The 14,220-nt window shown below is 44.1% G+C and carries 16 protein-coding genes; 8 read left to right on the forward strand and 8 right to left on the reverse strand.

The features are described from left to right. Positions 1–16: 16 nt before the first annotated feature. The 7 genes from F551_RS0103530 to F551_RS0103560 form a co-directional block, all read right to left on the reverse strand. A complete protein-coding gene (locus F551_RS0103530) occupies positions 17–997 on the reverse strand; it encodes a glycosyltransferase (RefSeq protein WP_018996102.1) in 981 nt (326 codons plus the stop codon). Beyond that, entirely contained in the window at positions 994–1,761 is a 768-nt protein-coding gene (locus F551_RS0103535) for a polysaccharide deacetylase family protein (RefSeq protein ID WP_018996103.1), read from the reverse strand. Before F551_RS0103535 ends, F551_RS0103530 begins: the two co-directional genes overlap by 4 nt. Next, complete coding sequence (locus F551_RS0103540; RefSeq protein WP_018996104.1) at positions 1,754–2,743, reverse strand: glycosyltransferase family 2 protein; 990 nt, start codon at positions 2,741–2,743, stop codon at positions 1,754–1,756. Before F551_RS0103540 ends, F551_RS0103535 begins: the two co-directional genes overlap by 8 nt. Positions 2,744–2,755: 12 nt before the next feature. After that, positions 2,756–4,285 (reverse strand): exopolysaccharide biosynthesis polyprenyl glycosylphosphotransferase, encoded by a 1,530-nt coding sequence (locus F551_RS0103545; RefSeq protein ID WP_018996105.1) that lies wholly within the window; start codon positions 4,283–4,285, stop codon positions 2,756–2,758. 202 nt (positions 4,286–4,487) lie between these two features. Further along, a complete protein-coding gene (locus tag F551_RS0103550; protein WP_018996106.1) occupies positions 4,488–6,077 on the reverse strand; it encodes a coiled-coil domain-containing protein in 1,590 nt (529 codons plus the stop codon). After that, complete coding sequence (locus tag F551_RS0103555) at positions 6,055–7,047, reverse strand: DUF6384 family protein (RefSeq protein ID WP_018996107.1); 993 nt, start codon at positions 7,045–7,047, stop codon at positions 6,055–6,057. The genes F551_RS0103550 and F551_RS0103555 overlap by 23 nt, the downstream gene beginning before the upstream one ends. Further along, positions 7,048–8,250, reverse strand: a complete 1,203-nt coding sequence (locus F551_RS0103560) for a cell surface protein (RefSeq protein WP_155825748.1) — start codon at positions 8,248–8,250, stop codon at positions 7,048–7,050. 259 nt (positions 8,251–8,509) lie between these two features. Between F551_RS0103560 and F551_RS0103565 the strand changes: the two genes are divergently transcribed. From F551_RS0103565 to F551_RS0103590, 6 genes are all read left to right on the forward strand, one after another. Then, the gene (locus tag F551_RS0103565; protein ID WP_018996109.1) at positions 8,510–9,067 is read left to right on the forward strand and encodes a hypothetical protein; all 558 of its coding nucleotides are present in this window, start codon (positions 8,510–8,512) and stop codon (positions 9,065–9,067) included. 97 nt (positions 9,068–9,164) lie between these two features. Beyond that, complete coding sequence (locus tag F551_RS0103570) at positions 9,165–9,755, forward strand: hypothetical protein (protein ID WP_018996110.1); 591 nt, start codon at positions 9,165–9,167, stop codon at positions 9,753–9,755. A 102-nt stretch (positions 9,756–9,857) separates the two neighbouring features. Beyond that, positions 9,858–10,430, forward strand: a complete 573-nt coding sequence (locus tag F551_RS0103575; RefSeq protein WP_155825750.1) for a hypothetical protein — start codon at positions 9,858–9,860, stop codon at positions 10,428–10,430. 23 nt (positions 10,431–10,453) lie between these two features. After that, complete coding sequence (locus tag F551_RS0103580; protein ID WP_018996112.1) at positions 10,454–11,029, forward strand: hypothetical protein; 576 nt, start codon at positions 10,454–10,456, stop codon at positions 11,027–11,029. 64 nt (positions 11,030–11,093) lie between these two features. Continuing rightward, positions 11,094–11,687, forward strand: coding sequence for a hypothetical protein (locus F551_RS0103585; protein WP_018996113.1), 594 nt, complete (start codon positions 11,094–11,096; stop codon positions 11,685–11,687). 44 nt (positions 11,688–11,731) lie between these two features. Continuing rightward, positions 11,732–12,340 carry a hypothetical protein gene (locus F551_RS0103590; protein ID WP_018996114.1) on the forward strand — a complete coding sequence of 203 codons (609 nt, stop codon included), beginning with the start codon at positions 11,732–11,734 and terminating at the stop codon, positions 12,338–12,340. Here the strand turns inward: F551_RS0103590 and F551_RS0103595 are convergent. After that, complete coding sequence (locus tag F551_RS0103595; RefSeq protein ID WP_018996115.1) at positions 12,337–13,014, reverse strand: SOS response-associated peptidase; 678 nt, start codon at positions 13,012–13,014, stop codon at positions 12,337–12,339. The two genes, F551_RS0103590 and F551_RS0103595, sit on opposite strands and share 4 nt — an antisense overlap. Positions 13,015–13,136: 122 nt before the next feature. Here F551_RS0103595 and F551_RS0103600 point away from each other — a divergent pair, with 122 nt between their 5' ends. Further along, on the forward strand, positions 13,137–13,580 hold the full coding sequence (locus tag F551_RS0103600) for a MarR family winged helix-turn-helix transcriptional regulator (RefSeq protein ID WP_018996116.1): 444 nt from the start codon (positions 13,137–13,139) through the stop codon (positions 13,578–13,580). 35 nt (positions 13,581–13,615) lie between these two features. Next, positions 13,616–14,197 (forward strand): NnrU family protein, encoded by a 582-nt coding sequence (locus F551_RS0103605; protein WP_018996117.1) that lies wholly within the window; start codon positions 13,616–13,618, stop codon positions 14,195–14,197. Positions 14,198–14,220: the final 23 nt, after the last annotated feature.

A 14,220-nucleotide genomic window follows, 5' to 3' on the forward strand; every position in this document is an offset into this window, starting at 1 on the left:
TTGTCAAAGTGGTTATCTAAGAAGGTGCGTGCTGGGTCGTTTTCTTCTTCTTGGATAAATCGCCGTAGAATTTAAATTCAAAAGGGGGAAACCATAATGGCTTACCCAAACCGCGGATAGCTTTGTCTAGCATGAAAGCACGTTTAGGATAGCGCACAGCAAACATCACTAGTGCTATTACGCCGTAAACAATGAATTGGCCTGTTCCTATAATCATCCACATTATCAGGCGAGGGAGGTCGACACCCTTTGAATTGCGCCAACAATTTGTTGATGGCCCCTGACCGTAGGCAAATGCACGTTTTAGAGTGTAGCCCAAATGAGCTCGGCTTGCTGGAACGTGTTCGTCAACAACAGCGTTGTGGGCCCAACCAAAAGTTTCTCCACCTTTTTCAACACGTGCAAAGAGATAATCGTCTTCGCCGCCTGTCTCGTTTGCGATTTTTGCGAAGAAAGGTGCGTCCTTATCAAGGCATGGAGCAATGCGGTCGAGGTCTAAAAGTGCATTTCCGCAACCAAATGCTGTGTCTATAATTTGAGTTTGGTCTGGACCTTCGCGTGAGAAGAAGTCTTCTAAATATTCTTTATGAGCTTCTGGAGCTTCGGCCGGTAGAACAGTTTCCACAGGGCCAAATACAACTGCTGCATCAAGTGTCGTGTGAGCAGATAGAAGGGCATCTAGCCATCCATTTTGGGCAGTTTCATCGTCATCAATAAAAGCGATAATACGCGAGTTCGCGCTCGCCAATCCAGCATTTCGAGCGTTCGAGACACCGGGGGTGGGCTCGCTTACATAAATAATTGGCACACGGCTATTTGGGGCAAGTTGTTTTACAATGCCTTCAGCACCTGCTTCAGGTGAGTTGTCAGCTATTACAATTTCCGCCGTTTCTAATGATGCGTCTGACATCGCCAAAATGCTTTCAACCGCATTCTTCAATCCGTCGTTTCGGCGGAATGTTGGGATGACAATGCTGACACTGACTGATTGGCTCATGCGATAACCCCGAACTCTTTCGCTGCTTGCGTAGGCGTGGATAGAGTTGCGCCAAGGCTAACTGCTTGCTGCGCTAAATCAGTGAGTAGTTTCGAGGTTGTACCAAATCCTGTAGGCTCATCAGACACATCGTGAGTAAAGATGATCACCCATCCACCTGTTTTTCCAGCGGCCTCTATTGCATTTTTAGCGCGATTTTCGGTCATGGGGTTGCCGTTTAATTCATAGCACCGCAATTGAGCCAAATCGACTTTCCCAAGGTTTGTGCCCGGAAGGATACCGCGGCATAGATCGAATTGTTCAAAGACTTCCTTCTTTGTGTCGTACAGTGTTTCACCATACGGATAGGCCAAGCTAGTGGGACGATTCTTCAGCCCCGCTTCCGCTAAATGGCGCAAATTGGTTTTAATGTCCTCTAATACGGTGAGACGATCAGTGAGAGCGCAATCCATGTGGCTGTGGGTGTGCGCACCTATTTCATGGCCACGGTTTTCAAGGTCCAGCATGGTGGCGATATCGTACATTTTGCCATAGGGCCCTGTTTCGCCGATCATTTTTGTACAGGCATAAAATGCTGCTTTTCCATCGTGCTTTTCAACAATGTCCGCACCGTTTACTGCTGAAAGGGGGAAGTCATCAAAAGTGAAAGACACATGAAATTTGTCACCAGAAATAATGGCTGGGGCAGCGTGTCTCCATTGCGTCATTCGGCGTTTTAATTTGGCCGGCAGTGTACGAGAAGGGTTGTGTTCCCAATCAATCATGAAGTGCCTCCGCGTATACAAGTGCCCGCCATAGTTTTAGGGCGCGCCCCCTAAAACTAGTAGGCAGGAAAGTAGAAGAAATGATGAATTTACTTATGCCTTTAAAAGCAGGTTTTAAGGGCAGAGGTGATAGTGCAGTGGCTGCTTTGAATAGGCTTGTTGATTGGAGCTCTTCCGGGTGTTTCCCGACGGCTTTTGTGAAGTTTGCGCCAGACCCACCATATTTGCGCATTAGGTCTTCGTCTGTATCCAATCCGAGGTGTGTCGCAGTATTGTCTAGGTGAATGATCGGGTAGGCCTTAGCAATACGCAACCCCCAGTCCACATCCTCCCAGCCCCAGCCTTGAAAACTTTCATCAAAGGGAATTTCTTCAAACAAATCCTTGTGGGCCATGACGTTGCTTGTGAATACATAACGTCCTGGTTCCATGCTTCTTACATTTGCAGGAACACATTCGGATTGTTCGGCTTGCCATCGATGTAGCGAAAACTCTTTTTCTAATGAAGCTTGCTTCAAAGAGAAACCGCCAACGACCAATTTGGGCGCGCTATGGCGTTCGATTTCAGCTAGGTAATTTGAAAGAAATTCGGGATCATCTGGAAGCATATCAGCATCGAGCATCAATACCCACTCATTGCGCGCGTGATGCAAAAGTCGATTACGGGCACCAGATCTTCCTAGGTTTTTATGTGAACAAACTATTCGAATTGGAAAGTGTTGTTGTGCGGCTAACTCTCTCGCGGCTTTGATCTTTTCAGGGACTTTGCCACCGTCATCAAACAAGATGAATTCAGTTCGTTCGATGTTCTCACATGATGCCAATGAACTGATGAGAGGGGTTGGATCATCCATATAAGTTGGAACGAGCACCGAAAGCGTTTGTTGGGCCGAGGTTTCCCATTGTGAATTGTCAAAAGTTGTTTCGTTGGAATTTGAGGCGCTTCCCTTTAAGGATACGTCTGAAACATTCTCTTCTGACATTTGATAGCTCGCTCAGCGTGGTGTTTTTGAATCGCCCAATAAACAAGGGGCGGTCATCAATATAACGTAAAGATCAAACCAAAAAGAGGCTTTTTCCATATACTCCATGTCCAACCGCACGCGCTCTTTTACAAGGTCAGCGGTGTGAACAGGACCACGAGATCCGTTTATTTGTGCCCATCCAGTTAGACCCGGCTTCATGCGATGACGGTGAGCATATTCTGCAACGATGTTGTGAACTTCTACTTCTTCAGTCGTCATACCAACAGCGTGTGGTCTTGGGCCGACTAGTGACATGTCGCCGAGCAGAATGTTGATAAGCTGTGGCAATTCATCAAGGCTAGTTCTACGCAATAATGCCCCGATTTTGGTGACACGTTTGTCGTCTGCTACTGTTTGAACTACACGTTTTCCGTCTTCGGCATCTCTGTCTGGTAGCATGGTTCTAAACTTCCAAACGCGAATGATTTGGTTGTTGAAGCCATGTCTTTTCTGTCTAAAGAAGAGAGGGCCAGGACTGTCTAATTTGATCATCAGTGCAATGACCAGCATGAATGGGAAAAACAGAGTCAACATCGCGCCAGCAACAACAATATCTAAGGCACGTTTTATTGCAGCTCTGCGAATATCTTTCGGCGCGCCCGATACATATGCGGCCGGTGCGTCAACAATGTTTGCAATAGAAGTGTTTTCAGGACTGAAGCCTTCGAGGTCCAGCATTAAGATCACTTCTTGTGGAAGCATGCGTAGACGATCAATAAGAGTGCGAACTCGCTTTTGTGCGGTGGACGTCACTGTTAGGACTATTCGGTCAACTTCGGGAAGTTTTTCCCAAGCTAAAAGGTCGTCAACTTTTCCTAGAACTGGAACGCCAGAGATAGCACTTGGTGTTCGGTCTAATCGATCTTCGAACACACCTAAAATGTTCATGTCGCGCTTGCTACGGTTTCGTTCGATAAGGTCGTAGGCTGCAGGCGTAGCACCAATAATCACAACATTGTCCGCCAATGCTCCAGATCGCGTAAGTGAGCGAACCAAAGCTGCGTAATGAAGGTGAAGCGCAATATAGCCAATGAAGATGATGGCGCTGATCTGTAGTAAATGTTGAACGCCAGCGCCCAATGTTAGAATAAGGCTAGAAACGTTGATGAAAACTAATCCGCAAAATACACCCAGCGCGACCCGCCCAAGATGTGTAATTGGAGATTCTTCAAATGAAAAACGGTACGCACCACTCGTCTTCATACCTAAATAGGCTGCAATAGGGGCTATCACATAGGGAAGTGAAGTTCTGAAACTCTCGCCCAGAAGGTCAAAATTCAACAAATAACATGCAAGGGCGACGACACCGAATCCAGCAAAAAAATCAAACACCCTGATGGAAAATCTCAATCCGGCGCGATCTATTGGGAAACGTTTATTCGGTTTTGGAAACTCTGAGTTATCTGTGGTGGGCTTGGAGCTTTGGAACTGGCGCAAGTTCGCTAGACGAAAAGTCTCGCGGTTAGCTTCTTTGCCTTGTTCCGTTGTATCGAGGCTCATGCCGGCGGATTCCAATAATCGATTATCTAAGTTAGGTATTCTATGTTTTCATTTACATTAGCAAAGCCAACCTAAGATGAACACTTCAATCCACACCGAGATATGTTTTAACTTTAAGTCTTATACAATAACTTGCTTAATTTTTATTTGTCCAATTCTCAAATAATGCAAGTAATGGTGACGGGTCACTTTAATACAATGTTTAGAAACCGCCGCCGGTTTTAAAACCTCCGCCACGTCCACCAAGTCCTCCAGAAGAAGGAAATTTGATACCAGACGATGACCTTTTAGATGGAAAACGGCGTGTTGTAGGGCGGCCACCAAAAGGAGAGGGTGAACGCCGACGTCCGCGATAACCTGTACTTTGTCTTGCAGCTTCTTTAGCGATCTCTATGGCGATATCACCAAAAATTGAGGGCAAGCCCAAGGTGGAAGATCGACCACGGCCACCAAATTCAGGGTCTACACGTGGCGAGCGCCTTTTGATTGCTTTGTTGAGCAATCGGCGAGCACCTTGGATATCCGTGTGACCACGAAGAAGCGAAGTAATAACTGTTTCGAGGCTAGAGGCCTTAAAACTAGCATAAGGACTATCAAATTTAGCTGCTTTGAATTCTCGTCTGAGTCGCTCTAAAAGAGATAAGTCTTTGCGGCGCTCTTTAGGGCCGTCATTGAGGTCATCTGCAGTAACTTCGAACTCTAATTCTTCAGTACGCAGTTTGACTAAGCGGTCTACTAGACGATCATCTTCGGGTGTAACTGTCTCTGCAACCAATACACGCAGGTCAGGGAAACTGGCTCGTTTAAGAGCATTTTCCAAAACACGTCGTGCTTCCATTGCTGGTCCGGAATCTGAGTTGATAGCGGCTTCATGTGATTGCGCTAGAGCTTGGTGCCTTGCTTCTGCAGCATCTATTTGGGCATCCAAAGCATCTACTGATGATCTAAGTTGATCAGCGTTGGCTTTCAAGTTATTCGCGCCACCACTTTCTAGGGCGTCTGCTTCGGCTGTCTCTAAAGCTTTCCGCGCTTTTGATAGTGCAATTTCTGTCTTTTCAACATGCTCAGCTAATCTGACTGGAAGCTCAGTAAGGCGACCATAGTTTAGATAGGCTTGATCATACTTGCAGAGTTTGGCGACCCAATTGTCCAGGAAACGGATAAACGCGGAAGCTTTGTATTCTGGAGTTCTGAACTTTCGTTCCCAGAGGTATTTGAAAAGAGGTTCATTATCATATGGCTCTCCTTTCTTTTCGCGGTCTTCCTCAGCTAACTCTAGCTTTGACAATGCACGCTCGGTTATCCCAGCTGAATCTTCCAATGCTTCGGCCAAGACTTGGTAGTCCTCATCTTCAGCAAGAGAAGTTTGAATTTTTAGGACGCGTTTTTCATAGGTCTCTACAGCGACATCCAATCGGGATGACAATTCCTCGCGCTCTGTTTCTAAACGCAGTATTTCTTGAGACGCTAAATTCAATTTTTCCTGTTCATCAGCAATGAAAGCGTCATGAGAGGTCAGAAGAATTTGTGCGCGTTTCTCTGAGTTTAGCAGTGTTAATTCATCAGATTCAGTGTCATCAGCGAGTGTTTCCAAGCGCATCTCGGCTAGGGATTGGTAGGCACCAACTTGCTCTTTACGAATTTCAGCTATACGGGCACGGGCATCATCAGAGGCCTCAACAGCATGAGCCAATTGTTTGCGAGCGCGTACAATGCTCTCGTCCAATTGTTCTAATGCTTCTCTGCCGTTAATTAATCTTCCCATTAGATCACCAACTAAAAATCGTTCCATCGAGTGTCTCGATGGTGAAATCTGGAGTTAAATGCCCTTTTTCCTTTTTTCCAATTTCAGAAAATTGGATAATTGAATCGTCTTTTTTATCCGCGGCAACACGGTCAAACTCTGCTTTTGGAACACGAACACCCCATATTTTAACACGTTTCGCGTTTTGTGTTTCGATACTAGAAACCGGAACTTCTAAAACGCGGCCTGCACCATCAACAGCTTCAACTATTAAATAGTAATTCGGGCGTTGAGGCGCATCATCAGGAATTCGAAATAGTCCAGAATACTCGTTTGGGCGGGATACAATTCTGACGGTGTATTCTTCTTCCAAGTCACCTTTGAGAAGATTCAGTGCGGAAATTGCGGTCAATGCTTGATCGCGATCGCCGTCTTTAACTGCATCAATCCCATCCTGATAATATGTTTCAACACGCGTATCTATTCGGTCGTTTTCGGCTAATTCCTGAATTTCTGTTCGGAGTAGAGCAAGTTGGTCAGGAATGGTATTTTGCAATTCAGTTTGAATTGCTTCCGCTTTAGCCTTTTGAGGCTGTGACACACCGAAATGCCACATACCTGAAGCGACAATTAATGCAGCGATACTCCCCGTAACTGGCTTCAGCCATTTATCGCGTTTGATGTAGATCTTCGCTAGTTTGGTCTTCCAGCTTGGTTTGGGAGGTGTGTAGACAAACCTGTTTTCTTCGAGTGCTTTTACGCCGTCCATCAAAGTCTCATCAGAAACTTCGATACCTTGTGCTGTATAGATCTCTTTTAGGCGTAAGATCAGTTCCTTCTCGCGCGCGTCGGCATCAAGTTCACCTAACACCAATTGTTCGCGATGGCGCAAAGTATCAACGATGTCCATAGCTATAAGGACATCGTCGAGCGTTTGTTCCGACTTTGGAGCATCAAAGACAACTTCATCATTATCGATTTTTGTTGCAGGCTCAGGCTTGGGTTTTTCGTCCGTCATTTACGCCTTTGGAAGTAGGGCGTTAGAAGCGCCTTCATGCACGAGACGTGTAAGGCGGCGCTTGCCATCTTCCACAGTTTCACGAATTTCTTCAGAATTTTCCGTCGCTAAAATGCGCATCTCTTTGATGATTTCTTGGCTGCGGATTTGGTAATTTACAACCGAATCTACAAGCATTTTCACAGAAGCAGCGGAAACTGTTGGGCCGTATCCAGCTTTTAGAGCAGCTTCCTGAACTTTTCCGCCAATGTCAGCCAACGTTTCTAGAGATTCGTTTACACCCTTTTTCATGGCTTCAAGTGTCTGAGTGCTTTCGTGCAATCCATGAAGACCGGTGAAGGAGGCTGTTAGAGCTGTAAGCACAACTTCATTCGTTGAGAAGAATGAAACAGACTGAGCATAAATGCGTTCTTTTGCTGATGTTGTTTGTACAAGGCGTGCCATGATCACTTCGGATGTGTTGTACCCTATAGTGATATTGTCTGACAGGTCCTTGGCAATTTGGTAACGCTTTTCTTCGCCTTGAAGAAGGCGAAGTTTTTCATCGCGTACCAATTCAAGGTTTGCACGACGAGCCGCATCGTGTCCGACATAATCAGTCACATCCTGCAGTGCAGCTGCGACCACTTCTTTGGCTGCATCGAGTTTTGTTTCGGCGTTTTGGAGAACTTCAAGGGCAAGCACTTCAGATTGTTTCAAAGCACCACGGAAATCCAGATATGCTTCAAGAATTTGCTTTTCTTTGTCGATCTGGTTCGCTGATTCAGCTTGAACTTCAAGGTAAAGATCTTTGATTTTTCCAAAGCGAGACGCAATATCACCGCGCGTCATTTTCATCCACGCATTGGATACCCGCTCCATTGTGGAGATTTTGCCATCGGAATATTGGTCTACAAGAGATTTTGAATCATCGCGGATTGAGTTGAACGCCGCTGTAATGCCTTCATAACGTTCTCCAACTGTGACACCTGAAATGTGTTCACGTACAATGTCGTTGAAAGTAGACATTTGATCTAGTGTGCGGGCAATCGCAGCGGTTTTCTCTGGGGCTAAATCAGCGATTTGTTCCAATAGGGCGACAATTGGGGCAGTATCACTCTGTCCCTCAGGCATAATTCCAAGATTACGTAATCCGCCGATAGCTTTATCGAGGTATTGAAGTGCTGTCGGGCTTTGAGTAGCCGTAGAAATTGGAGTGTTCATAGAAATTGTCCCTTCAGATTGCGTCGGTATAAACCGCAATGCCCCCACGAATTCGAGAAAAAATCGAAGACTTGGTTTCATACATCAAGTTTGAAGACACAAATAGCCTATTCACCTGATGAGCGACATATTTTTATACATGTTTCTTCTGGGCGATTTTGATCAAATATAGTTATTATTTTTGTCGTACTCAATTTTGAGTATGACACTGCTATTCGGCCCCATTAATTCTTAGAAATCTACGTAATGGAGTGGGAAAATGAAAAATATTGTTGCGATGATTTCGCTAGGAGCTGCATTGATGTCACCAGCAGCGATTGCACAAGTCTCTGAAGGTAGCGCTGATATCACAATGACCATGCAAAAAGCGCAGGCGACAACGTCGATTTCAGGGTTAGACGATTTTGCGTTGTCATATGATGAGAATGGGGTGACGGGAGCTGTTGAAGATACTTTTTGCCTCTATTCTTCTACAGCTAACTTTACCTTCAATCTCGAAGGGCAAAATCAAAATGACTCCCGATTTAACTTGGTAGCAACGGGGCTGCCAGCGGTAAGGTATTTACCTATTATTGAGTTCATAAACTCTGACGGGTCTATTAGTTCTGATAGAATTACAAGCGTTTCCTACTTGAGAGGAACAGACGTCACGGTTGATGGAAGTGCCTATATGACCGATGAGACATGTACCGATTTCGATAATGTACAATTGGGGATAAATGTCGTTGGGGCAGCCGATGCATTCGATGCAATTGATGACAATCTGGAACACATATTTTCTGATACTTTGACAATGACTATAACGCCGGAACTTTAGGTGGGCTGGATTATAAATGCGCATACTCATTTTGGAGTATGCGTGCAGTGTTACCCTGTATTTACTTGTTGATGTTCATAAATTTTCAGGACGCGCCATGAGACAGTTATTTGTTTTTTTTGCATTGATATCGCTTTCTGCACTCTCGATGAGTGCTAGCGCCGATCAGTCTGCAGAGGTTTCTATAGAGTTGTCTATGCAGAAAAAAATTGGCTCGGTTTCAATCACTGGGCTCTCTGATATATTTATCGAGTATCAAGAGGGGGGAGCCAATGATTTCACCAATTGGTATTCATCGGATTTGATGGAATTTTGTGTTCGCACTCATGGTACTCGTTTTTATATGACGGTAGAAGGTTCAAACGATGTCGGTCGAGATTTTACGATGATCGGTGTCGGGCAAGCAGAACCCCACAAAATTCTTTATCGAGTTCGCGCGATGAGAGTGTTGGATGTGCCAGTCCCACAGCTTTTATATGATATGCCGCCTGGTGAAGCCAAGAGTATAGCAGTTTCCCAAGATTTTGTCGGTTCAGAATGCGATTCCGGGGGTAATATTGGATTGGAGCTTCGGATGAATAAGTACAATTCTGACGAGCATATCACCAATGTCGCTGAAGCATTGAGTGGTGCTGGGCCTCATGAGTTTGTCGATACGCTCACTTTAATGCTCTCACCGCATTTTTAGTTTTAGGCACAGGCCAAAGTATAAATAACGTACCCACTTTCAGGTATGACAAGCCTTTTTGATTGTAGTTCTTCTTTAGTGTGTTTTGATCAGGAGAATGATATGAATAAGACTATATTGAGTGGCTTGAGCGCGATCGCTTTATTGGCCACAGGCGCAGTTAATGCACAGGTCACTGAATCTGTCGATGTTGGTGTGACTATCCAAAAAGAAGCGCCAGTCGTGACGATTTCTGGATTAGATTCAGCAATGACTTCCAGTTACGATGGAGACCGATTTTCCGAAGTTTTACGGAACAATTTTTGTATCTATTCTTCAACAGTAAATTTTTCATTCATGCTTGAAGGAACTAATGATCAGGGGGGAGATTTCTTTTTATCCGCTCCGGGTGAAACATTGCTAGGTTATCATCCTTCTTTATCCCAAGCGAGCCCAACTGGAAATATTGAGGCTAGTTTGACTGGTGAATTGACTGCCGGAGAAGCAGTTTCAATTGATGGCAATGAGTTTGTTCAAGATGAAACTTGTACAGATTATGAAAATGTCATTCTTGCTCTGAGTTTTTATGCATATGGTAATCCAAATGATCTCAATACTGTTTACGACAGCATCGACGATGGGCTTGAGCATGTTTTCACAGACACTTTAACTATGACTGTCACACCTGAGCTTTAAGAGTTAAAAAGGGGAAGGTTTCAATGAAATTTCAAATTTTTGGTTCTGTTGCAGCCTTCCTTTTTATGCCGGTGGCGCATGCACAAGTTTCAGAGTCTGCAGACATAATGTTGACTATTCAAAAAGAGTCTTCGGGACCTGCTATAAGCCTAACAAAATTTCAGGATATGCGTTTTAGTCAGCACGAACTTATTGATGGAAATACTAGCTATACAAGCCCAATCAATACGTTTTGCGTATATTCTGAAACGCCAACTTTTACCGTCGAGGTTAACACTGCAAACAATCGAAAATTGGTCGATTCTACAGAGTTAGCCGATCCGGATGCTATTAAGATTCATTATACGATGGGATTAAGTGAAATAGCTGAAGATGGCTCAGTGATTCAGTTTTTAGATTCTATCTACCCGGGCCATGCTCCTGAAGTGATTGATATCAGTAAGTCTATGCGCGGAGAAAACTGCGACACAGGCAATAATATTGGTTTGGATTTAGGAATTCGCAAAGTGAATTTCGACGCGGCATTGGAGAAATTAGAGCCGGGGCGAGATTATGAATTTGTCGATACTATTACACTGACAATTGCTCCAAACCTTTAACAATTACAATCGATTGATCTGATTGGTTTGATTGGAATATTTGAAAAAATATCGGGGAAGAATTATGAAACGAGGTTTCATTATTACAATGGCTGCCATTTGTTGGGGCGGTTCGGTTTCAGCTCAAGTTACAGAAAGTGCTGATTTAACTCTAACTATCGAAAGAGATCCGCCACCAACGCAGGTCGCACTTTCTGGGTTTACAGATCTAAACCTGACCTACAATGCAGATACTGGAGAATTCGACACAGATGATCTGACGTGGCCGATGTGTATGTATTCTTATGAGGATGAATTCACTCTGACTTTAGAGAGTACTGCTTCAAATACGGCAGGAATTTTTACTCTAAGAGAGAGTGTTAGTCAGATAGCATTTGCAAATATGGGTATGGTTCTACATCGGCGGTCACCCACGGGTGAAACCATGGAAGGATTAGCATCATTCCGAGACGGCTTGGTCAATGTTGTGGATTTGGCTGATGCCAAGCAGGATGAGACTTGTTCATCACATCCGAATGTTCATTTTTTGTTGGATTTTCCAACTATCCAAAGTAATGTAGATTTTGCGCTCCGAGATCCTGTTCGCAATAGAATTAGTGATCCAGAAAATTTCCAGTACTCAGCAACATTTACACTCACAATGGAACCGCTTCTTTAGGCACCGGAAAGACTTTAAAATACTGTTTGTTATTTGGAGATGAAATGAAAAAAATTATTTTTGCGACTATTAGTACTTTAGTTTGGATTTTGCCTGCAAATGCGCAAGTTTCCGAAAGTGCCGAATTTTCATTAAAAATCGAAGAAAATGAAAACCAACCAACGGAAGTTTTACTTACCGGATTCAATGATTTACAAGTGTCTTACAACAAGGACACGGAACAGTTTTCAGTAGATGAAATAACTTGGCCCATGTGCATGTACAGCCGAGAAGATGTTTTCAATTTAACTGTTGAAAATACTTCCGCTCATTCTCATTCTGATCAAAGACATTTTGCGATAGAACACGAGAATGGAATTGCGTACATCCCATTAGTAATGGACCTGTATCGTAGGGGGCCAAACGGCGAAACACTTGAAGAAATTGGACATTTGGGTCATGCGATTCCTGTTGAGGTGGACATCGCGGATGCCAAGCAAGATGAAACTTGTTCGCAATACCAAAATGTTCATCTTAAAATCACGAGTTCAACACTTAGGGGAAAAGTCTTGGGTTTTTATCAGTCTCCACAAGATGCTGGTTTAACAGATGCAGATCTTGATGATTTGCGATTTTCCTCGATATTTACACTCACAATGGAGCCGAAACTTTAAGTCTCACGGATAAGCCGTTCACCCTGATTGCGGACATTGCCCACATCAGGGTGAACGGGCCAAGCGTGCATATCTATTGCTGGAAATGGGCGCATTAGGTCAAACACATCCATATAGTGTGCTGTCATCCAGTGCTCATAGTTTTCCGGATGAATAATAACTGGCATGCGCGTGTGAATGCCTGCTGTGACATCATTAGGTGTGGTCGTAATCAGCGTAAAAGTATCCAATTCTGAACCATCAATCATGGCGCGACTCCATAAGCCAGCACAACAAAACCAACGTCTATTTCTTAGTCCAATCGCAAAGGGAATTTTTGAACCCTTTGGGCCGGACCATTCATAATACCCGCTCATAGGAATTAGACACCGATGATGCCGAAATGATCCTTGATATGACTTGCTTTCATTGATGGTTTCACAACGAGCATTGAATGTTGAAAACTTCTTTTCCGATAGCGGTTTCTTCCACCATGACGGGACAAGTGACCATTGCATCGGAACCAACTCAAAGCCCGGTTGTCTATGTTCTCGGGGACGAATTATCGGTGCGAAAGACATGGGCGCGATATTATAGCTGGGTTCAGGTGGATCAACATTATCAGGCTCAATGAGATTGAGAGCAGCGTGGTATTCTTCCCACGTAACACCATGTCTAAAAAATCGTCCGCACATATTATCTTGTATAAACTGAAGGACACATTTCGACCAGCAAAATCGCTCAATACAATTAGATGATAAAATAAATGATTGAATAAATCATCTGTTTGTGTAATTGATAAATCTGGAGAGATTTAATGGATGATCAATATAAAAATTTGGTGTTGCCTTGGGTTGGCAGGATTGAAAGGCAGTTTTCAATTCTAATGCGGGAAGCATTGGCAGAACATGATCTTACATACCCAGAATTCCGGTTGGTAGGAATGTTGTGGGGAGAGGATGAAGGGTATTCACAAAAACATCTCGCTGCGCGCCTTGGTCAAGATGCGTCAGGCATTTCTGTGATATTGAAGCGCTTGGAAAATAAAGGGATGGTTGAACGTATTCGTGACCCTGAAGATGCTCGTGTCTACCGTGTCAAATGCACACCGCTTGTCTATCAGTTGGAAACCGTCACACGCGCTCTGGGGACTCAAGAAGCTATAGCTGTTCAGGGATTGAAGTCGGATGAAATCTCAATTCTGACTAATCTGTTGGAAAAAGTATCTTTGAATCTTAGTCAAAAAACCGGCGTGCTTTGAATTGCCACCTCTAATAGGAATATTGGAAAAATAGAATGTACATTTTAATTATTGGTCTAGCGCTTTTTCTGGGGTTGCATTGTTTTGCTTCAATAAGGTCACGTGAACCTGGAAATATTGCGCAAAAATACGGAATAAAATACAGAGCGGCTTTTTCTCTGTTGTCTTTAATAGGCTTTGCTCTTTTGGTTTATGGGTATGGCGTCGCACGCGCTGATCCAAACTGGAACGAACCGATATGGATAGCACCTGAATGGACGCGTCATCTCATTCTTGCAATTATGCCATTCTCAATGATCTTGTTTGCGGCTGCTGAGGCACCTGCCGGTTACATTAAGAAATACACCAAACACCCCATGGTGAATGGTCTGAAATTATGGGCGACAGTGCATTTGATCTATAATGGAGATTGGCCTTCAATAGCGTTGTTTGGAGGTTTCCTCTTGATGGGGAGTGTGTCACGCACAATGTCCAAGTTGAGAAAAGATGAAGGCGCTCGACGCCAAGATGTATCCATAAAAGGAGATGTAATTTCAGTCGTAATTGGGTTGGCACTGTATCTTGCCATTTTATTTTACTTGCATGAATGGTTGATTGGTAGACCAGTATTGCTTTAAGCCTTCTATCGAACGTTCAAATT

The organism is Hirschia maritima DSM 19733, from assembly GCF_000378345.1.
In the GTDB taxonomy this organism is placed as follows: domain Bacteria; phylum Pseudomonadota; class Alphaproteobacteria; order Caulobacterales; family Hyphomonadaceae; genus Hirschia; species Hirschia maritima.

Bases quoted from the DNA above. Each gene is read 5' to 3' on its own strand.
- F551_RS0103530 (WP_018996102.1), bottom strand. From the start codon at position 997: ATGAGCCAATCAGTCAGTGTCAGCATTGTCATCCCAACATTCCGCCGA.
- F551_RS0103535 (WP_018996103.1), bottom strand. From the start codon at position 1,761: ATGATTGATTGGGAACACAACCCTTCTCGTACACTGCCGGCCAAATTA.
- F551_RS0103540 (WP_018996104.1), bottom strand. From the start codon at position 2,743: ATGTCAGAAGAGAATGTTTCAGACGTATCCTTAAAGGGAAGCGCCTCA.
- F551_RS0103545 (WP_018996105.1), bottom strand. From the start codon at position 4,285: ATGAGCCTCGATACAACGGAACAAGGCAAAGAAGCTAACCGCGAGACT.
- F551_RS0103550 (WP_018996106.1), bottom strand. From the start codon at position 6,077: ATGGAACGATTTTTAGTTGGTGATCTAATGGGAAGATTAATTAACGGC.
- F551_RS0103555 (WP_018996107.1), bottom strand. From the start codon at position 7,047: ATGACGGACGAAAAACCCAAGCCTGAGCCTGCAACAAAAATCGATAAT.
- F551_RS0103560 (WP_155825748.1), bottom strand. From the start codon at position 8,250: ATGAACACTCCAATTTCTACGGCTACTCAAAGCCCGACAGCACTTCAA.
- F551_RS0103565 (WP_018996109.1), top strand. From the start codon at position 8,510: ATGAAAAATATTGTTGCGATGATTTCGCTAGGAGCTGCATTGATGTCA.
- F551_RS0103570 (WP_018996110.1), top strand. From the start codon at position 9,165: ATGAGACAGTTATTTGTTTTTTTTGCATTGATATCGCTTTCTGCACTC.
- F551_RS0103575 (WP_155825750.1), top strand. From the start codon at position 9,858: ATGAATAAGACTATATTGAGTGGCTTGAGCGCGATCGCTTTATTGGCC.
- F551_RS0103580 (WP_018996112.1), top strand. From the start codon at position 10,454: ATGAAATTTCAAATTTTTGGTTCTGTTGCAGCCTTCCTTTTTATGCCG.
- F551_RS0103585 (WP_018996113.1), top strand. From the start codon at position 11,094: ATGAAACGAGGTTTCATTATTACAATGGCTGCCATTTGTTGGGGCGGT.
- F551_RS0103590 (WP_018996114.1), top strand. From the start codon at position 11,732: ATGAAAAAAATTATTTTTGCGACTATTAGTACTTTAGTTTGGATTTTG.
- F551_RS0103595 (WP_018996115.1), bottom strand. From the start codon at position 13,014: ATGTGCGGACGATTTTTTAGACATGGTGTTACGTGGGAAGAATACCAC.
- F551_RS0103600 (WP_018996116.1), top strand. From the start codon at position 13,137: ATGGATGATCAATATAAAAATTTGGTGTTGCCTTGGGTTGGCAGGATT.
- F551_RS0103605 (WP_018996117.1), top strand. From the start codon at position 13,616: ATGTACATTTTAATTATTGGTCTAGCGCTTTTTCTGGGGTTGCATTGT.